Source organism: Streptomyces sp. NPDC007907 (genome assembly GCF_042959365.1).
GTDB lineage: Bacteria > Actinomycetota > Actinomycetes > Streptomycetales > Streptomycetaceae > Streptomyces > Streptomyces indiaensis.
Window position 1 is genome coordinate 782,988 of record NZ_JBIBKR010000001.1, and the last position, 18,390, is coordinate 801,377.

Consider the following 18,390-nt stretch of genomic DNA (forward strand, 5'->3'; position numbering starts at 1 on the left):
GTCGCCGACGTGGCCGGACGTCGGGCGCGGCGCTCGGAGCTCGGTGGAGGTCCGGTGTGGTGTCGTGCGGTGTGTGCCTCGACCATCGTCGGGGGGCGGCTTCCCGTCCGATTCCCGCGGCGTTCCCGCCCCCGGTGAGCGGCTCGAGGTCACCGGACGCAAACGTTGATCGTCGCCCCCTCGCGCTCACGCCTCCCACCAAGGACACTCGTAGGCACAGGAGTTGCCGCCGGAGGGGGACCTTGACATGCGGGACAGTCATCGGGCGGAGGCCGAGCGGCTGTTGGGGCGGGCCGTGGAGGAGGAGGTGCGCCGCTCGGGCGGCCGCACCGATGGGAAGGTGCTGCTCGCGCGGGCGCGCGGAGCGCTCGACGTGATGGCACGCAGCGCGTCCGAGGAGTACGAGGCCTACACCCGCGCCCTGGACGAGGCGGCGGCCGGCCAGCTCACCTTCGGGCAGCGCTACGCCCGGGAGGGCGCCGGAACGCCGCTGCTGGTGGCCGGCGTGGCGGCGGTCGCGGCCGTCGTCGCCGACATGGCCCTGGGGACGGGGACCGGCACCGCGCTCGGGGCGGGTGTCACCGTGGGCGTCGTGGGGGCCGCGGCGACGGTGGTGAAGGTGGTCGGGTCGCATCTTCCGGCCGCGCACCACCGCGCCGGGGCCGTGAGCCAGCCGGGCGGGCCCGAGCAGTTGCGGCTGCAGTGGCTGACGGCGCTGGAGGTGCGGGGCATCCGGCCGTTCCTGGACCAGCAGCGGGTGCTCGCGGCCTCGACCGGACCGACGAAGACGGGACCGCGGCTGCGCGGCGCGGACAAGAGCGCGGCGGCGCGCGGGCGCAACGTACTGGAGCAGTCCTTCGGGCAGCTCCCGCAACCGGCCCGGCCCTTCGCCGGGCGGCGGGCCGAGCTGGCGCAGATCCGGCAGTGGGTGCAGGCGGCCCGCGCGAGCACCGAGACCCAGCCGACCGTGGTCGTGCTGCACGGCGAACCCGGCAGCGGCCGTACGACCCTCGCGGTGCACGCCACGCACGATCTGAGGGACTACTTCCGCGGCGCCTGTGTCGTCGACCTGCGCGCCGAGGGGCCGGGCGGTTCCCCGCTGTCCACCCGGGACGCCCTGCTCCATCTGCTGAACCGGCTCGGCGCGCCCCGCGAACAGCTGCTGTTCCGCGAGCGTTCCTCCCCCGACCAGCAGGTCAAGCGGCTGGGCGAGCTGTACCACCAGCATCTGACGGGCCTGCCCGTCACGGTCGTCCTCGACGACGCCTCGGACGCGGAGCAGATCCGTGCGCTGGTCCCGGAGCGGTCCGACAGCCTGGTGCTGGTGACCGCGCGGGGCCCGCTGGAGCTGGACGGCCTTCCCGCCCGGGTGCACCGGCTGGCGGTGGAGCCGCTGGACGCCGCCGGCGCGGAGGAACTGCTGGGCGCGGCCGCGCAGGACCGCTCCGGGCCGTACGACGCGGAGTCCGCCGACCGGGTCCGGGAGCTGTGCGGCGGGCTGCCGCTGGCGCTGCGCATCGCGGGCTCGTGCCTCGGCCCGCGCTCCCCGCGCACGCTGGCCACGGACCTCGACGCGTACGGCCCGGTCGAGCCGGTCGAACGCGCCCTGTGGCTGCGCTACACCGACCAGTCGGAGACCGTGCGGCGGTTGCTGCGCCGGCTGGCCCTGGCCGGGCGGGCCTCGCTGGGTGCCGCGGCGGCCGCCGCGCTGCTGGCCACCGACGAGGCGGAGGCGAAGCGCCATCTGGAGGTCCTGACCCGGGCCGGCCTGATCGACCACGTCCGGGGCGACCGCTACCGGCTGCACGACCTGGTCCGCTCCTTCGCCCAGGCCCGGCTGCTGGACGAGGAGGAGCCGGCCGAGCGCACGGCCGCGCAGGAGCGGCTGATCGTGAACTACGCCGAGCTGGCCGACTCGGTGCTGCGCATGGTCGACGGCAACATGTCGACGCGCACCAACCGCTTCAGCCCGTACGGCTTCACCTCCCTCGACGAGGCGCTGCGCTGGCTGGACGACGAGTCGAGCTTCATCACGGCGGCGCTGCGGCACGCCGAGGGCGTGAACCAGGCGGCGGTGCTGAACCTGCTGGGCGCCCTGTGCGACTACTGCCTGCTACGGGGCGACCTGTACCGGCTGGGCGAGATCAGCGAGCTGGCCCAGGCGGTGGACGAGGGCCTGCTGGTCCGCTCGGTGCAGTGGCGCACGGGCATCGCGGCACGGCAGCTGGGCGAGCTGGACAAGGCCCGCACCACCCTCGCCTCGGTGGTGGACCTCTACCGGGAGGCGCATCACGACGCCGGTGCGGCCCGCGCGCTGTGCTCCCTCGGCATCACCCTGCACCACCAGGGCAATCTGACGGAGGCGTCGGAGAAGCTCCGCGAGGCCCTGGCGCTGCAGGCGTCCGACGAGCTGGCCACGGACCGCGCCTGGACGATGCACGCCCTGGCGGCCGTCGAGCGGGACCGCGCGCGGGTGGGCGAGGCCCTGGACCTGCTGACCGAGTCACTCGTCCTGCACCGTGCGGGCGAGTCCGTGCACGGCCAGGCGTGGGCGCACTTCCAGCTCGGCCAGCTGGGGCTGCGCATGGGCGACGTCCCGCGGGCCGAGGCGGAGCTGCGGGCGGCCCTGGACCTGTACGGGCGCACCCGTGACGCCCGTGGTGAGGCCTGGGCGCTGACCCAGCTGGCGCGGGCGCTGCTGGTCGCGGGGGACGCGTCCCCGGCGGTGGAGGAGCTGCGCGGGGCGGCGGCACGCCACCGCGACAACGAGGACGCGCGCGGCGAGGCCTGGACGCTGTACTACCTGGGCCAGGCCCTGGAGGAGACGGGCGTTCTCGACCAGGCGGTCCGCGAGCTGGAACGCGCCCGCACGATGTTCTCCCGCATGCGGGACGTCTACGGACTGGCCTGCGCACGCCACCACTCGGCCCGCGTCACCCGGGACCAGCGGGCGGCCCAGACGGGCTCCCTGCGCAACTCCGGCTTCGCCCGCCAGCTGCTGGTCGACGCCCGGGCCGACTTCCAGCGCATCGGCGTCGCCCACGGGGAGGCGTGGACGTGCCTGGAGCTGGCGGTCGTGGACGCGGGCAACGCCCGCACCCAGCAGGCCCTGGCCCTGTGCGACGAGGCGGTGGAGCTGTTCACGTCCTACGGCGACCGCCGGGGCGAGGACTGGGCCCGCTTCCTGCGCTGCACCCTGCTTCCCTACGCGGCCCCGGGCGGCATCGAGGTGGGGACGGCGGTGGCGCAGGAGGAGCTGGCTCAGCTGTCCCGCACGGGCCACGGACTGCGCGACGCCAAACTCGACGACTATCTCGACGCGTACCGGCTGCTGCTGGAGCGCGGCGTGACCCTGGAGGCGGGCTGGCAGGCCTGGCGACTCGGCATGGTCCCGAACCGGCACGCGCGCGAGGTGATGGGAGTGCCGGTGGCGTCGGAGTGACCCGTCGGGGTGCTGTGCAGCACACGGGCCGCAGCCGTCGGCGGCGTGTGGTGCCGGACCGCCGACGGGTGCGGTTCCCGTCGAGGAGTCGAGGAGGTGCGTCGCCCCTCGGGGGCGTCAGCCCTGCTTCTTGCCGGTCCCGCCGGAGGTCTCCGCTTCCGGGGTCGCCGCGGACGGTTCCGTCGCGGACGGTTCCCGCTGCTCGGCCTCGGGGTCGGGGACCTGGGTGAAGTCGACCCGGTTCATGTGCCGGCTCATGGACTTCATCAGGGCCCACACCGCCAGGGCCATCGCCGCGAAGACGATGAAGCCGAGGACTCCGGGGGTGACCTTGTCCTCGTCGACCTCCTTGGCGAAGGAGACGAGGTGCGTCATTGCCAGGCTTGCGCTTGCGCTCATGTCAGGCATTGTCGCGGATGCCCGCAAAGAGGTCGTCCTCGGGGAGGGAGGTATCGACGAGGGCCTTCGCCAGCTCGTACTCCTCCGTCGGCCAGACCTCCTTCTGGATCTCCATGGGCACCTTGAACCAGCCCCCGTCCGGGTCGATCTGCGTGGCGTGGGCGATCAGCGCCTTGTCGCGGATCTCGTAGAACTCGGCACACGGGATGTGCGTGGTGAGCGTGCGCTGCTTCATGCCGAACTCTTCCCAGCGCTTGAGCCAGTCCCCGTAGGGGGACTCCAGGCCGCGGTCGAGCATCGCCTGGTGCAGGGCCTCGGTGCGCGGGCGGTTGAAGCCCTGGTTGTAGTAGAGCTTCTGCGGCTGGTAGGCGCGGCCGTACTCGGCCTCCGGGTACTTCTCGGTGTCCGCGGCCGACTCGAACGCCACCATGGAGATCTTGTGGGTCATGATGTGGTCGGGGTGCGGGTAGCCGCCGTTCTCGTCGTAGGTGGTGATCACCTGCGGACGGAACGCGCGGATCTTGCGCACCAGCTCACCGGCCGCGTGGTCCACGTCCTCCAGGGCGAAGCAGCCCTCCGGCAGCGGCGGCAGCGGGTCGCCCTCGGGCAGCCCGGAGTCGACGAAGCCGAGCCACTCCTGCTTGACGCCCAGGATCTCCCGGGCCTCGTCCATCTCCTTCTTGCGCACCTCGTGGATGTGCTCCTCGATGTACGCGTCGCCCTGGAGCTTCGGATTGAGGATGGAGCCGCGTTCCCCGCCCGTGCAGGTCACGACCAGCACGTCCACCCCCTCGGACACGTACTTCGCCATGGTCGCGGCGCCCTTGCTCGACTCGTCGTCGGGGTGGGCGTGAACGGCCATCAGTCGCAACTGGTCAGTCAAGACTCAATCCTCAGTAAGTCGGCGCCCTGTGTGCGTCGGCGCAATCAGCGGCTTCTATAGTGACCGAATCGGGGGGCGAATAATTCCGGGGCCCGGCCCCGGAGCCCCTTCCGGGACCTTCGTCCCGGCCCTGCCAGGAGGACGATCATGAGTACGGCGAGCACGCGACCGCCCGAGGGCCGTTACGGCCGTTCCTCGGACGAGCGCGCCGACCGCACGCTCAAGGTCGTGGGCGCCTTCCTCGCGGTGGCACTGCTGGGGCTCGTGGGCTGGTTCGGCTACCACTACGTGGCCCAGAACGAGATCAGCGCCGAGGTGATCAGCTTCGAGCCGGGTGAGAAGTCCGTCCGGGTGCATCTGGAGGTCCGCAAGGACGCCGGCACCGACGGCTACTGCACCGTGCGCTCGCAGGCCGAGAACGGGGCCGAGGTGGGCCGGGCCGACTTCCGCTTCGACGGGGACGGGACCCGCATCGACAAGGTCGTCACCCTCCGTACGACCTCCCCGGGCACCACCGCCGAGCTGCTCGGCTGCCACACCGGCTGAGACTGCTCGACGTCACCTGGAATACACAGAGTCTGACCTGCATTGACGTGATTGTCGTCGCATATGTCCTCCCCCTCGGGCCCCTGAATTGTTAGGCTCGTGGTTTCGCCCTTCCGTGAAGGAACATTCTTCTGGGTAGGGCGATGCTTTGTATTCCCAGTACCTACGAGGAGCACCTGTGACCCAGACCAGCGAGAACGTCACCTGGCTGACCCAGGAGGCGTACAACAAGCTCAAGGCTGAGCTTGAGTACCTTACTGGTCCCGCGCGGGCGGAGATCTCCGCGAAGATCGCCGCGGCGCGCGAGGAGGGCGACCTGCGTGAGAACGGCGGGTACCACGCGGCCAAGGAGGAGCAGGGCAAGCAGGAGCTCCGCGTGCGCCAGCTCACCCAGCTCCTGGAGAGCGCCAAGGTCGGTGAGGCGCCCGCGGCGGACGGTGCGGTGGCGCCGGGCATGGTCGTCACGATCGCGTTCGACGGGGACGAGGACGACACGCTGACGTTCCTGCTCGCTTCCCGGGAGTACGCGAGCTCGGACATCGAGACCTACTCGCCGCAGTCCCCGCTGGGCAGCGGCGTGATCGGCCACAAGGTCGGCGAGGACGCCGAGTACGAGCTGCCGAACGGCAAGAAGGCCCTGGTGAAGATCCTCAAGGCCGAGCCGTACGAGGGCTGACCGGCCCCGCCCCGTCTTCGGAAGTGCCCCCGGCGCCGCAGCGGCGCCGGGGCCTTGTCATGCCGTCGCCGAGCGGTACTTGCGCACGGCCAGGGTCCGGAAGATCACCAGGATCAGGATCGAGTAGATCAGCGAGGCCCACACCGGGTGCTGCATGGGCCAGGCGTCCGACGGGGACTGGCCCGGGTTGGCGAACAGCACACGGCAGGCCTGGACCGTGGCGCTGAAGGGGTTCCACTCCGCGATGTGGCGCAACCACGGGGTCATGTGGCTGGTGTCGACGAAGGCGTTGGAGATGAACGTGACCGGGAAGAGCCAGATGAGGCCGCTGGAGGTGGCCGCCTCGGGGGTCTTCACCGACATACCGATCAGGGCGCCGATCCAGGTGAACGCGTAGCCGAGCAGGAGCAGCAGGCCGAAGGCCGCGAGGACCTTGGCGGCGTTGGTGCTGCCGTCCGATCCGACTCGCCAGCCGACGAGCAGGGCGACCACGGCGAGGACGACCAGGGTGAGGGCCGTCTGCACGGAGTCGGCGAGGGTACGGCCGGTGAGCACCGCGCCGCGTGCCATCGGCAGGGAGCGGAAGCGGTCGATGAGGCCCTTGTGCATGTCGTCGGCGATGCCGGCGCCGGAGCTGGCGGTGGCGAACGTGACGGTCTGCGCAAAGATGCCCGCCATCAGGAAGTTCTTGTAGTCGGCGGCACTGGTGCTGTTGCCGATCTGCATGGAGCCGCCGAAGACGTAGGTGAACAGCACCACGAACATGATCGGCTGGATCAGCCCGTAGATGATCATCTCGGGGATCCGGGACATGCGGATCAGGTTGCGCTTGGCGACGACCATCGAGTCCCGGATCGACTGGCTGACCGGGTTCGTTGCCGGTGCGACCCGCACGGTGTCGGTGACGGCGCTCACTGGGCGGCCTCCTTGTCGTTCTCCTGGTCCTTGGCCTCGGCCACGTGTCCCGTCAGGGAGAGGAAGACGTCGTCGAGGGTCGGCCGGCGCAGGCCGATGTCATCGATCTCGATGCCCCGGGTGTCCAGCTCGCGGATGACCTCGGCGAGGAGCTTGGCACCGCCGGTCACCGGGGCGGTGAGCTTGCGCATGTGGTCCTCGACGGTGGTCTCGCCCTTGCCGAAGCCGGCCAGGACCTCGGCGGCGGCCTGGATGTGCTCGCGCTGGTGCACCACGACCTCGACGCGCTCGCCGCCGGTGCGGGCCTTGAGCTGGTCGGAGGTGCCCTTGGCGATGACCTTGCCGTGGTCGACCACCGCGATGTCGTGGGCCAGGTGGTCGGCCTCCTCCAGGTACTGCGTGGTGAGCAGCAGGGTGGTGCCGCCGGAGACCAGTTGCTTGATGACCTCCCACAGCTGCTGGCGGTTGCGGGGGTCGAGGCCGGTCGTCGGCTCGTCCATGAACATCACGGGCGGCGAGACGACCAGGGCCGCCGCGAGGTCGAGCCGGCGGCGCATGCCGCCCGAGTAGGTCTTGGTGGGGCGGTCGGCGGCGTCCGTGAGATGGAACTGCTCCAGCAGTTCGGCCGCGCGCTCCTTCGCCGCCTTCGCCCGCATCTGGTAGAGCCGGCCGACCATCTGGAGGTTCTCCCGGCCGGTGAGGTATTCGTCGACGGCCGCGAACTGGCCGGACAGGCCGATGGAGCGGCGGACCGCGTCCGGCTGTTTGAGCACGTCGATGCCCGCGACGACCGCGCGCCCGCTGTCGGGCCGCAGCAGGGTGGTCAGGCAGCGGACGGTGGTGGTCTTGCCCGCGCCGTTCGGCCCGAGCAGGCCGAGGACCGTGCCTTCGGGCACGTCGAGGTCGACGCCGTCCAAGGCCCTGACGTCACCGAAGGTCTTGACCAGACCCTCGGCGTAGATGGCGCCTGGCATATGAGTCTCCACGTCTTCGGGGATGACCGGACGGATGTCCGGCGAAGCTTCTGCGCACCAACACACCATAACGCGATGTATCGCGTCTCACAATGAGTTTTTCCGCGTTGCTCTCCGTGAGACGAAAGGATCTTGACCGCGTCCGGGCGGGCTCCTGCGGGTCGGCGGCCCGCTCAGCCGATGACCGTGTAGCCCGCCTCGCGCAGCGCCTGCCCCACCTCGACGCAGTGCGCCGGGCCCTTCGTCTCCAGGTGCAGCTCGACCTCCGCCTCCGTGAGCCCGAGCCGTGGGTCGGTCCGCACGTGACTCACATCGAGGACGTTAGCGTCGACCACTGACAACACGCCCAGAAGAGTGGCAAGGGCACCGGGCCGGTCCGTCAGCCGCAGCCGGACCGCCAGGTAGCGGCCCTGCGCGGCCATGCCGTGCCGCAGCACCCGCTCCATCAGCACCGGATCGACGTTGCCGCCGGACAGCACCGCGACGACCGGGCCCTCGAAGGCCCCTGCATCGCTCAGCAGCGCCGCGACGGGGCTCGCCCCGGCCGGCTCGACGACCAGCTTGGCGCGCTCCAGGCACAGCAGCAGCGCGGCCGACAGCTCGTCCTCGCTGACCGTGCGCACCTCGTCGACCAGTTCGTCGATGATCCTGAACGGCACGTCGCCCGGCCGCCCGACCTTGATGCCGTCGGCCATGGTCGCCGGGTTCTCCACCGACACCGGCCGGCCCGCCGCCAGCGAGGGCGGGTAGGCCGCCGCGCCCGCCGCCTGCACGCCCACGACCCGCACCTCGGGCCGCAGCGCCTTCACCGCCACCGCGATACCGGCGGCCAGCCCGCCCCCGCCGATGCCGACCAGGACCGTGCGCACCTCGGGGCACTGCTCCAGGATCTCCAGGCCCACCGTGCCCTGGCCCGCGATGATGTCGGGGTGGTCGAAGGGGTGGATGAACACGGCGCCCGTCTCGGCCGCGTACTCCTGCGCGGCGGCCAGTGTCTCGTCGACCACCTGGCCGTGCAGGCGGACCTCCGCCCCGTAGTCACGGGTGGCGCTCACCTTGGGCAGCGGGGCGCCCTTCGGCATGAACACCGTCGAGCGCACGCCCAGCAGGGACGAGGCGAGGGCGACGCCCTGCGCGTGGTTGCCGGCGCTCGCGGCGACGACACCGGCGGCACGCTCCTCCGGCAGCAGACCCGCGATCCGGACGTACGCGCCGCGCAGCTTGAACGAGCCCGTCCGCTGGAGGTTCTCGCACTTGAGGTGCACCGGCGCGCCGACCATCTGGGACAGGTGCCTGCTGCCCTCCATCGCGGTCACCCGCGCCACACCCGACAGCATCTTCTGCGCGCCGCGCACGTCGTCGAGGGTGACGGTCCGAAAGGAGTCAGCCGTGCTGTAGCTCATGACTCCAGCATCGCAGTTCACAGGCGGGAACGACCGTTGTGACCAACCTCCGAGACCCGCTTTGCGCAGCGCCGGTACGGCCTGCCTTCCGGCCGCGTACCCTGTCCCCCAATCTGCCAGCCCTCCACGAAGTGAGCCCCCGGCCATGCCCACAACACCTGAAATGTCGATGGACATGACGACAGTCGGTGACACCGGTCTCCTCGACACGCTGCAGCACGAGGTGGCGCTGTTCGCCCGCCGTGCCGAACAGACCCGGCTCGGCGGGGTCGGACAGGTGCGCAACTCCATGGACCGCGCCGCCTATCTGCTGCTCAACCGTCTCGACAAAGAAGGCCCGATGGGCGTCAAGGCACTCGCCGCGAGCATGGGGATCGACTCCTCGACGGTCACCCGGCAGGTGGCTCCGCTCGTCGACACCGGTCTGGTGAAGCGCACCTCTCACCCCGAGGACGGGCGCGCGGTGGTGCTGCAACTGTCCCCGCGCGGCCAGGCCCGCCTGGAGGAAGTGCGTTCCTCCCGGCGCCAGTTGATGGCCGAACTGACGCACGACTGGGAGCCGGAGGAGCGCGAGGCGTTCTGCGACCTCCTCACGCGCTTCAACACGGCACTGTCCGCCCGGATGAGCGCACAGGGCGTACCGGGGCCGGAGGCCCAGCCGACGTCCTGAACACCCCGCGGCCCGGATCCCGACCGTGTCCCGAACTCCCTGCGCCACGGTCCGGACCGCGCCCTGAACAGCCGGCCCCCGCTTCCGACCGCGCTGTGAACGCCCCGCGAGCCGGCTCCCGATCACGCCCTGATCACCCCGCGAGCCGGCTCCCGACCGCCCCCTGAACATCCCGCGGCACGGTCCGGATCGCGTATCCGGACACACTGCGGCACGGCTCTACACGGCGCCCTGAACCCCCCGCACCCGGCTCCCGGCCGCGCCCCGAAGCCGCTGCGGTCCGGCTCCCGGCCTCCTCGCGCACGACGACCCGCGTGGCACGCGCGCGTGGTGCCCGCCGAGCCGTGCGCGGCTCTTGACCGCGGGGCCGTCACTGGCCTGATATGAGACCGGGCCCCCGTCGCGCGCGGCCGGGGCCCGTATCCTCAGGGTCGCCGTCAGGCGGGAGGCGCGGTGCTGGAGCGGCATGCGTCCCGGGCAACCCGTCGCGCCCGGGAGTTCGAGGCGTTCGTCGCGGGCGCGGCCGGGCGGCTGCTGCACGCCGCCACGCTGCTCACCGCCGAGTCCCCCGACGACAACCCCCGCGCGCGGCGTCTGCTGACACTGTCGCTGGCCCACACGTACGCGTGCTGGGACCGGCTGCACGGCGAGGATCCCTACGACCACGCCCGCCGGCAACTGGCCACCCGCTTCGCGCGCGGCGCCTGGCACCACGGCGTTCTCGGCCGCTCCCGGCCCCACCCCGCGAGCCCCCTGGCGCCGCTCACCCCGCAGGAGCGGCTCGTCATGGTGCTCAGGCTGTACGAGGGTGTCGCCGAGGAGCAGACGGCGGCCCTGCTCGGGTTGTCCCCGGAGCGCGTCCGGGCGATCTCGCACCGGGCGACGTCGGCCCTGCTGCACCGCTCGCGGGGCCCTGCGCCCGCGGTGACGGCCGCGAAGGCGACGCCGTGAGCCCGGCGGGCGACGGGGACGACCGGAGGCCGGCATGAGCGGGAACGACCGCGACGCGGCCGTACGGCGGCTCCTTCAGGGCCCGGCGCGGCTGGTGCCGCCCGAGATCCACACGGAGGCGGTGCGCCGCGGCGGCCGCATGCTGCGGCGCAGGACGCTCGCCCGCCGCATCATGTGGCTGCTGCTGTGCGCGGCGGCCGTGGCGTTCACGGTGTGGGCGTTGACAGCCCGCCCGTGGGTGGAGCCGCCGTCCGACACGACTCCACCCCTCACCGGGTGGTGACCCCGCGAGGGGCCGGTCCCGCCCGGCCCGGTGTCCGCTAGCCGAGTGCCTGCTGAAGGTCCTCCAGCAGGTCCTCCGCGTTCTCGATGCCGACGGACAGCCGCACCAGGTCGCCGGGAACCTCCAGGGCCGAGCCGGCCACGGAGGCGTGCGTCATGCGGCCGGGGTGCTCGATCAGCGACTCGACGCCGCCCAGGGACTCGCCCAGCGTGAAGATCTTCGCGCGGTTGCAGACCTCGACGGCCGCCTCCTCGCCACCCTCGACGCGGAAGGACACCATGCCGCCGAACGACTTCATCTGCTTGGCGGCGACCTCGTGACCGGGGTGCTCGGGCAGGCCCGGGTACAGCACGCTCGTCACGCGCGCGTGCCGGGTGAGCATGTCGGCGACCTTGGTCGCGTTCTCGCTGTGCCGGTCCATACGGACGGAGAGGGTCTTGGTGCCGCGCAGCACCAGCCACGAGTCGAAGGGCCCGGCGACCGCGCCCATCGCGTTCTGGTGGAAGGCCAGTTCCTCGCCCAGGGCCGCGTCACCGGTGATCAGGGCGCCGCCGACGACGTCGGAGTGACCGCCCATGTACTTGGTCAGCGAGTGCACGACGACGTCCGCGCCCAGCGACAGCGGCTGCTGGAGGTAGGGCGTGGCGAAGGTGTTGTCGACGACGAGGCGGGCGCCGGCGTCCCGGGCGACCTGCGCGACGGCGGCGATGTCGGTGATGCCGAGCAGCGGGTTGGAGGGCGTCTCCACCCAGACGACCTTGGTCTTCGGCGTGATGGCGGCCCGCACGGCGGCCGGGTCGCTGGTGTCGGCGACCGACCACTCGACGCCCCAGCGGGCGACGACCTTGGCGAACAGGCGGAACGTCCCGCCGTACGCGTCGTTCGGGATGACCACGTGGTCGCCGGGGCTGAGCAGCGTACGCAGCAGGCAGTCCTCGGCCGCCAGCCCGGACGCGAACGCGAGACCGCGACGGCCGCCCTCCAGGGCGGCGAGGTTCTCCTCCAGCGCGGTCCTGGTGGGATTGGCGCTGCGGCTGTACTCATAGCCGCCGCGCAGCCCGCCGACGCCGTCCTGCTTGTAGGTCGAGACCTGGTAGATCGGCGGGACGACCGCGCCCGTCAGGGGGTCGGCGGTGTTGCCCGCGTGAATCGCGAGCGTCTCGAAGTGCTGACTGATGTGCCTGTCGCTCATGGGCACCGAGGGTAATGCGCCGAAGCGCAGCGCGCCGGGGGACGGGGGCGACGCGGAGTTTTCCACAGGTTCCGGGAGCAGGTTGGCCAATTGTCGGCGCGGTCTGGTTCGCTTGATGCATGGAGATTCTCTGGGTCCTGATCGCGCTGGTCATGCTGGGCTTCGTGCTGCTCCCCTTCCTGCGGCGCAAGCGCGGCGGTGCGATAGGGCTGGTCTCGCCCGACCACCCGGACGCCGCGGACCCGGCGAACTACGGCTTCGCCCTGGAGGAGGAGCTCGACATCCGCATGCCCGGCCCGGACCAGGACCTGCTGGACGTCCTGGACGTGGTGCAGCGTACGCAGGACCACCGCGCGGCGCAGCAGCTCCTGGCGGGCACCGAGACGGAGGGCGAGCGGCGCTGGCAGCGCGTGCAGGCCTTCGCGGGCGCGGCGTCGCTGGAGCTGTCGCGGCGGCCGGGCGGGGTGAGCGAGGCGCCGGGCGGGCAGTGGCTGCGCGTGTGGCGGGCCGAGGCCCCCAAGGACGCGGGCGGTGCCGCGGTGCACGCCGAGTTCCTGGTGCAGCAGGCGTGGCGCACGGCGACCCCCGGGACGGACGAATTCCGGATCATCATGGAAGAGGCGAGGACGGCGTGCGGCGAGGCGGCGCTGCTCGCCCCCGGTGACCCGGTCCCGTACATCGTCGAGCTGTCGGTGGCCCGCGGCCTCGGCTACTCCCAGAAGGACTTCGAGCAGCTCTGGCTGAAGATCCTGGACCGCGCCCCTGCCCACATGGGGGCGCACCTGGCGGCGCTGCACTACTGGTGCGAGAAGTGGCACGGTTCGCGTGCGGAGGCGTACGCGTTCGCCGAGGCCGCGGCGGCCCGGGCGCCCCGGGGTTCCCTCCTGTCGGCGATGCCGCTCTTCGCGGTGTTCGAGCACCTCCCCGAGGTGACCCTCGTCGCGAGCTTCTGGCAGAGCGAGGTCGTCACGAAGGCGGTCCACGGCGCGCTGCACGCGGTGCACTCGGCCCGCCCCGACGACCCGATGCTCGCCCATGTCCGGCACATGCTGGTGTTCTTCCTGGTCCGCGGCGAGCGCTGGTCGGAGGCCATGAACCAGCTGGTGCACGTCGACGGCCATGTGGGCGCCCTGCCCTGGACCCTCTCCGCGGATCCGGCGGCGGAGTTCGCGGTGTACCGGGCCCTGGCGGTAGCGGGCTACGAGGCGAACGGCGGCAGCCCGGCGAGCCTGCCGCACTGAGCCGGTGAGCCTGCCGCGCTGAGCGCCGCCCGGGTCGGCTCCGGCCGGAATTCCGGGCGCCACCGGCACGTTGACGGGTGCGTCGCCCACGTCGAGCGAGGCGTCGCCCCGATTGGAGCCCGCATGTTCCTGTACAGCCGTACGCCCCAGCTGCCGACTCCCGAGCAGGCGCTGCGCGGCCGCCCCGAGCCGGTGTTCACGGTCCCCGACCGCCACACCGTCCTGGGCAACCCGCTGCTCGGCCCCTACCCCGAGGGCCTGGAGACGGCCGACTTCGGCCTCGGCTGCTTCTGGGGCGCCGAGCGCACGTTCTGGCGGCTCCCGGCCGGTGTCTGGACCACCCTCGTCGGCTACCAGGGGGGCCACACCGAGAACCCCACGTACGAGGAGGTCTGTTCGGGCCTGACCGGCCACACCGAGGTGGTACGCGTGGTGTTCGACCCGGAGCAGATCTCGTACGAGCGGCTGCTGAAGACGTTCTGGGAGTCGCACGACCCCACGCAGGGCTTCCGCCAGGGCAACGACGTGGGCACGCAGTACCGCTCAGCGATCTACACGCACACCCCCGAGCAGGAGGCCACCGCCAAGTCCTCCCGCGAGGCGTACCAAAAGGTCCTCACGTCCTCCGGCCACGGCGCCATCACCACGGAGATCGTCACGGTGGAGGGCCGCCCCTTCTACCCGGCGGAGGGCTACCACCAGCAGTACCTGGACAAGAACCCCGGCGGCTACTGCGGCATCGGCGGCACGGGCGTGTCCTGCCCGGTCGGCGTGGGGAGGACCGGTGGCTGAGCCTGAGAGCTTCGGCGGGGGCTGGATCTTCAAGGAGGGTCTGCGGCCGTTCTGCGAGACCATCGCGGAGTTCTCGGGTTACGAGTTCGACGACTTGGACTGGCAGGCCGTCGGCAACGCCCTGCTCCACACTGACGTCGACGAGCCCGACGGCTGGTACGACTACCCGCTCTCGGGCCGGGTGCCGCTGACACTGCTGGTCGCGGACGACCCCGGCTCGTCCGTGGTCTTCGTGCGGGTGACGGGGAACCCGGACGACCGCATGCGGGCACAGATCGAAGCGGCCGTGCACATCTTCAGCATGTACACCGTGCGCTGACGGCCCGCTTCCGTGACACGGGACTCTGCGGGCGCGCGCTCTGCCCGTAGGGTGCCTGCGTGACTGCGCCTCTGAGTTCCGACAGATCCCGTGCCGCGCTGCGGATATCCGCGCGGGTTTCCGCCGAGTTGCTGCTGGTGTTCGCCGTCTCGGCCGTGGCGTTGTGGCTGCTGGGCCGGATGTGGTCGGTGGTGTGGCCGCTCGTCATCGGGCTGCTGCTGACCACGCTGACCTGGCCCGCGGCCCGGCTGCTGCGCCGGCGCGGATGGCCGCCCGCGCTGGCCGCGTCGGTCGTGACCGTGCTGTTCCTGCTGGTCGCCGCCGGTGTGGTGGCGCTGATCGCGGTGCCGGTGGCTTCCCAGTCCGGGGAGCTGACCGACGGGGTCGTCAAGGGGATCCAGCAGCTGCGCGAGTGGGCGGCCGGGCCGCCGCTGAACATCGGGGACGCGCAGATCAACCAGGCCTTCGACAGCGCGGTCTCCCGCGCCCAGGAGGGCGTCGGCAGCATGGTGGGCGCGGTCGTCACCGGGGTGAGCACCGTGGTGAACGGGATCGTCACCGCCGTCCTCGCGCTCTTCCTGATGTTCTTCTTCCTCAAGGACGGCCCGCGGTTCCTGCCGTGGCTGTCCCGCCAGCTGCCCGGCCGACTGGCCACCGACGTGCCGACGGTGTGCGCACGCGGCTGGGACACCCTGGGCGCCTTCGTACGGTCCCAGGCGGCCGTGGGTCTGCTCGACGCCGTCCTGATCGGGATCGGCCTGTGGGTCCTGGGCGTGCCGCTGGTGCTGCCGCTGGCGGTGCTGACCTTCGTCTCGGCGTTCGTGCCGATCATCGGCGCCCTGTTCGCCGGGTTCGTCGCGGTGCTCATCGCGCTCGTCTCCAACGGTGTGACGGACGCGCTGATCGTGCTGGTCATCATCGTCGTGGTGCAGCAACTGGAGGGCAACGTCTTCCAACCTATGCTGCAGAGCCGCGGGCTGGGCCTGCACGCGGCCGTCGTCCTGCTGGCGGTGACCCTGGGCGGCAACCTGGCCGGCATCGTCGGCAGCCTGCTCGCCGTGCCCGTGGCCGCGCTGATCGCGGTGGTGTGGAACTACGTGCGCGAGCAGCTCGTCGATCCGGAAGCCGAAGCGGACACGGAGGAGCCGGACCCCGGAGCCGCCGTCCCGTCGTAGGGGGCCATGGCCCACACCGGCGGCCCGAGCCGACACAGCGGTAGCCGGCGGCCGGGCGCGCGCGAATGGCCCCGCCCAGGTCGCGGGGCCGCCCCCCGCTTGCGAATCTGCAGGCGAGAGGAGTGCCGCCTCATGATTCCTGCCGCCGCGTCACCCGTACGTCTGGAAGCGTCCGTCGACCCCCGCCTGTCCCGGTGGATGTGGCTGGTGAAGTGGCTGCTCGCCATCCCGCACTACATCGTGCTGTTCTTCCTGTGGATCGCGTTCGTCGTCGTGACGGTGATCGCCTTCTTCGCCATCCTGTTCACCGCCCGCTACCCGCGCGCCCTCTTCGACTTCAGCGTCGGAGTGCTGCGCTGGAACTGGCGGGTCGGCTATTACGCCCACACCGTGCTCGGCACCGACCGGTACCCGCCGTTCACCCTCGCCGACGTGCCCGACTACCCGGCGCGCTTCGACGTCGTCTACCCCGAGCGCCTGTCCCGGGGGCTGGTGCTGGTCAAGTGGTGGCTGCTGGCGATCCCGCAGTACATCGTCGTCGGGATGATCGTCGGGGGCGGCTGGGGCGACAGCGACGACTGGCGGGGCGCCGGGCTGCTGCCCTTCCTCTCCCTGGTCGCCGTGGTCATCCTGCTCTTCACCGCCCGCTACCCGCGGCACCTCTTCGACTTCCTGACCGGCCTCGCCCGCTGGACGGCCCGGGTGGCGGCCTACGCCGCGCTGCTGACGGACGCCTACCCGCCGTTCCGGCTCGACCAGGGCGGGCAGGAGCCCTCAGCGGCGTCAGCGCCCCCGGCCGACCCCCTGGCCAAGGCCTGAGCCCGCGAAGGCGAAATCCGCAGCGGAAGGATTTCCTCCCGCCCTACGCTCCCTCGCATGGTTCTCAGACGAGCGTTACAGCTGATCATGGTCATCGCCCTGGCCCTCGCGGGGGCGGTCCAGGGCGGAGCGGTCACGGCACGGGCGGAGGACAACGGGACGGCGACCGGGCGGCGCCTGCTGTTCTACAACCACGCCTACGGTGTGCTCGACCGGGTGACCGCCGACGCGATCGAGACATCCGCCTACCTGCGGGACTTCGCCGACTTCCAGGTCCGCACCACGACGGGCGCGGGTGGGCAGACCTGGACCGGCCGCTATCTGCGGGGACGCGAGACGTACCTCGAACTGTTCGGGGTGGGCGATGTGCCCGGCAAGGACGGCACCCTCGGTGCCGCCGGTCTGGGCGTGTCCACCGAGCGCGCCGGTGACCTGCCCGTGGTGACCGAGCGGCTGCGGAAGGCCGGGATCACCGACCCGGTCGAGTTCCGGCAGACCCGCGACTTCGGCGACGGCGTCCCCGTGCCCTGGTTCGACGCCGTCTTCACCACCGGCGAGTACGACCTCTTCGGCGCCTGGGGGATGGAGTACCGGCCGGAGTACTTCGCCGACCCCCGCAGCCGGACCGAGCCCGCCTCCCACCCCGGTGACGTGGGCCGGGAGCGCTACCTGCCCGACACCTACCGCGACCGCCGGATGCGGGACGTGACCGGGATCCGGATCGCGGTGACCGCCCGGGATCTCGCGGCCACGGTACCCCTGCTGAAGGCCGGCGGCTTCACGGTCCGGTCCCTGCCGGGCGGCGGCGTCGTCGCCGAGGACGGCGCCACCACCCTCCGTTTCGACGCCGTGCCCCTGGACCAGGTGGGCCTCAAGCAGGTCGAGATGTCGCTGAACCGGCCGGTGCCGTACCGGCACGTGGAGCGGATCGGCCACTCGGCCCTCGTGGTCGGACCGGGGGCGCGCGCGGTGTGGACCTTCGAGGAGCAGGACCGGCCCGGGCAGACCGGACAAGGCACCTAGCCCAACCGCTCGATGAGCAACTCCTCCCAGGCCCGCTTCCCCGCCTCTTCCCCCGCCGGGGCCAGGTTCTCCCCCGCCGGGTACGCCCGCCCCGCCTTCCCGGGGATGCGCACCGGCAGCGTGGGGCGGCGCCTGTTGCGCAGGCGGAGGTAGGGGCCGGCCAGGTCGTACAGGTGCGGCCCGGCCAGATCGGGGACAGGCCGGCGGGCGCGCCGAGTGTCGGTTCCGCGAGGCGGGCCACGGCGCGACCGTGTGACGAGCCGGGGTGCGGGCGGTTCAGCCGCCGCTTCCGTAGGGCCTCGTGATGATCTCCAGGCGGTGGCCGTCGGGGTCGTCGAAGTAGGCCCCGCGGCCGCCGTCGTTGTGGTTGATCTCCCTCGGGCGGCTGTGGAAGGGGTCCGCCCAGTAGGTCAGTCCCGCTTCCCGGATACGGCCGAAGATCTCGTCGAACTCTTCCTCCGAGACGAGGAAGGCGTAGTGCTGCGGCGTGATGGCGCCGGGGCTGTCCATGAAGTCGAGCGTCACGCCGTTGGGGATCTCGACCGGCAGGAACGGACCGTAGGGGGGACTCACGTCGAGCCCCAGGAGGTCGGCGAGGAACCGGGCCGACGCGCGTTTGTCGCGGGCGACGACGATGGTGTGGTTCAGCTGCACGGTCATGGCGGGCCTCCCCTGACGTATCCGGCG

Annotated in this window: 19 protein-coding genes; 12 read left to right on the top strand and 7 right to left on the bottom strand. The window is 71.9% G+C overall.

Annotation, left to right across the window (positions count from 1 at the left end; translation table 11 throughout):
• Positions 1-247: 247 nt before the first annotated feature.
• Positions 248-3,442: a tetratricopeptide repeat protein gene (locus ACFZDI_RS03575; protein ID WP_391247471.1), complete on the top strand. Its 3,195-nt coding sequence runs from the start codon at positions 248-250 to the stop codon at positions 3,440-3,442.
• Between the two features lie 117 nt (positions 3,443-3,559).
• Here ACFZDI_RS03575 and ACFZDI_RS03580 read toward each other — a convergent pair whose 3' ends face one another.
• Together ACFZDI_RS03580 and mca are read right to left on the bottom strand one after the other, a co-directional pair.
• On the bottom strand, positions 3,560-3,850 hold the full coding sequence (locus ACFZDI_RS03580; RefSeq protein ID WP_391247473.1) for a hypothetical protein: 291 nt from the start codon (positions 3,848-3,850) through the stop codon (positions 3,560-3,562).
• Positions 3,843-4,703: a mycothiol conjugate amidase Mca gene (gene mca / locus ACFZDI_RS03585; protein ID WP_391248020.1), complete on the bottom strand. Its 861-nt coding sequence runs from the start codon at positions 4,701-4,703 to the stop codon at positions 3,843-3,845. Before mca ends, ACFZDI_RS03580 begins: the two co-directional genes overlap by 8 nt.
• A gap of 168 nt (positions 4,704-4,871) precedes the next feature.
• On the opposite strand from mca, the gene ACFZDI_RS03590 reads away from it, so the two are divergent.
• On the top strand, positions 4,872-5,270 hold the full coding sequence (locus ACFZDI_RS03590; RefSeq protein WP_391247474.1) for a DUF4307 domain-containing protein: 399 nt from the start codon (positions 4,872-4,874) through the stop codon (positions 5,268-5,270).
• Positions 5,271-5,448: 178 nt separating this feature from the next.
• Positions 5,449-5,946, top strand: coding sequence for a transcription elongation factor GreA (greA, locus tag ACFZDI_RS03595; protein ID WP_234845475.1), 498 nt, complete (start codon positions 5,449-5,451; stop codon positions 5,944-5,946).
• 57 nt (positions 5,947-6,003) lie between these two features.
• Here the strand turns inward: greA and ACFZDI_RS03600 are convergent, their stop codons facing one another.
• The 3 genes from ACFZDI_RS03600 to ilvA all read right to left on the bottom strand — a co-directional run bounded on the left by ACFZDI_RS03600 (position 6,004) and on the right by ilvA (position 9,238).
• Positions 6,004-6,861 carry an ABC transporter permease gene (locus tag ACFZDI_RS03600; RefSeq protein ID WP_234845474.1) on the bottom strand — a complete coding sequence of 286 codons (858 nt, stop codon included), beginning with the start codon at positions 6,859-6,861 and terminating at the stop codon, positions 6,004-6,006.
• Positions 6,858-7,835, bottom strand: a complete 978-nt coding sequence (locus tag ACFZDI_RS03605) for an ATP-binding cassette domain-containing protein (RefSeq protein WP_234845473.1) — start codon at positions 7,833-7,835, stop codon at positions 6,858-6,860. The genes ACFZDI_RS03600 and ACFZDI_RS03605 overlap by 4 nt, the downstream gene beginning before the upstream one ends.
• A gap of 173 nt (positions 7,836-8,008) precedes the next feature.
• Positions 8,009-9,238: a threonine ammonia-lyase gene (ilvA, locus tag ACFZDI_RS03610; RefSeq protein ID WP_234845472.1), complete on the bottom strand. Its 1,230-nt coding sequence runs from the start codon at positions 9,236-9,238 to the stop codon at positions 8,009-8,011.
• Positions 9,239-9,401: 163 nt separating this feature from the next.
• Between ilvA and ACFZDI_RS03615 the strand changes: the two genes are divergently transcribed.
• From ACFZDI_RS03615 to ACFZDI_RS03625, 3 genes are all read left to right on the top strand, one after another.
• On the top strand, positions 9,402-9,908 hold the full coding sequence (locus tag ACFZDI_RS03615) for a MarR family transcriptional regulator (protein WP_391247478.1): 507 nt from the start codon (positions 9,402-9,404) through the stop codon (positions 9,906-9,908).
• Between the two features lie 453 nt (positions 9,909-10,361).
• Complete coding sequence (locus ACFZDI_RS03620) at positions 10,362-10,859, top strand: sigma factor-like helix-turn-helix DNA-binding protein (protein WP_391247480.1); 498 nt, start codon at positions 10,362-10,364, stop codon at positions 10,857-10,859.
• A gap of 34 nt (positions 10,860-10,893) precedes the next feature.
• A complete protein-coding gene (locus ACFZDI_RS03625) occupies positions 10,894-11,142 on the top strand; it encodes a hypothetical protein (protein ID WP_391247482.1) in 249 nt (82 codons plus the stop codon).
• A 37-nt stretch (positions 11,143-11,179) separates the two neighbouring features.
• Here ACFZDI_RS03625 and ACFZDI_RS03630 read toward each other — a convergent pair whose 3' ends face one another.
• On the bottom strand, positions 11,180-12,334 hold the full coding sequence (locus ACFZDI_RS03630) for a cystathionine gamma-synthase (RefSeq protein ID WP_361109004.1): 1,155 nt from the start codon (positions 12,332-12,334) through the stop codon (positions 11,180-11,182).
• 119 nt (positions 12,335-12,453) lie between these two features.
• Here ACFZDI_RS03630 and ACFZDI_RS03635 point away from each other — a divergent pair, with 119 nt between their 5' ends.
• From ACFZDI_RS03635 to ACFZDI_RS03660, 6 genes are all read left to right on the top strand, one after another.
• On the top strand, positions 12,454-13,575 hold the full coding sequence (locus tag ACFZDI_RS03635; RefSeq protein ID WP_234845468.1) for a hypothetical protein: 1,122 nt from the start codon (positions 12,454-12,456) through the stop codon (positions 13,573-13,575).
• Positions 13,576-13,698: 123 nt separating this feature from the next.
• Positions 13,699-14,367 (top strand): peptide-methionine (S)-S-oxide reductase MsrA, encoded by a 669-nt coding sequence (gene msrA, locus ACFZDI_RS03640; protein WP_391247485.1) that lies wholly within the window; start codon positions 13,699-13,701, stop codon positions 14,365-14,367.
• Positions 14,360-14,686, top strand: coding sequence for a hypothetical protein (locus ACFZDI_RS03645; protein WP_391247486.1), 327 nt, complete (start codon positions 14,360-14,362; stop codon positions 14,684-14,686). Before msrA ends, ACFZDI_RS03645 begins: the two co-directional genes overlap by 8 nt.
• Before the next feature lie 59 nt (positions 14,687-14,745).
• Entirely contained in the window at positions 14,746-15,861 is a 1,116-nt protein-coding gene (locus ACFZDI_RS03650) for an AI-2E family transporter (RefSeq protein ID WP_234845465.1), read from the top strand.
• Between the two features lie 132 nt (positions 15,862-15,993).
• The gene (locus tag ACFZDI_RS03655) at positions 15,994-16,680 is read left to right on the top strand and encodes a DUF4389 domain-containing protein (protein WP_391247489.1); all 687 of its coding nucleotides are present in this window, start codon (positions 15,994-15,996) and stop codon (positions 16,678-16,680) included.
• An 81-nt stretch (positions 16,681-16,761) separates the two neighbouring features.
• On the top strand, positions 16,762-17,703 hold the full coding sequence (locus ACFZDI_RS03660; RefSeq protein WP_391248022.1) for a DUF5829 family protein: 942 nt from the start codon (positions 16,762-16,764) through the stop codon (positions 17,701-17,703).
• Positions 17,704-17,979: 276 nt separating this feature from the next.
• Here the strand turns inward: ACFZDI_RS03660 and ACFZDI_RS03665 are convergent, their stop codons facing one another.
• Complete coding sequence (locus ACFZDI_RS03665) at positions 17,980-18,363, bottom strand: VOC family protein (RefSeq protein WP_391247491.1); 384 nt, start codon at positions 18,361-18,363, stop codon at positions 17,980-17,982.
• Between the last annotated feature and the right edge of the window lie 27 nt (positions 18,364-18,390).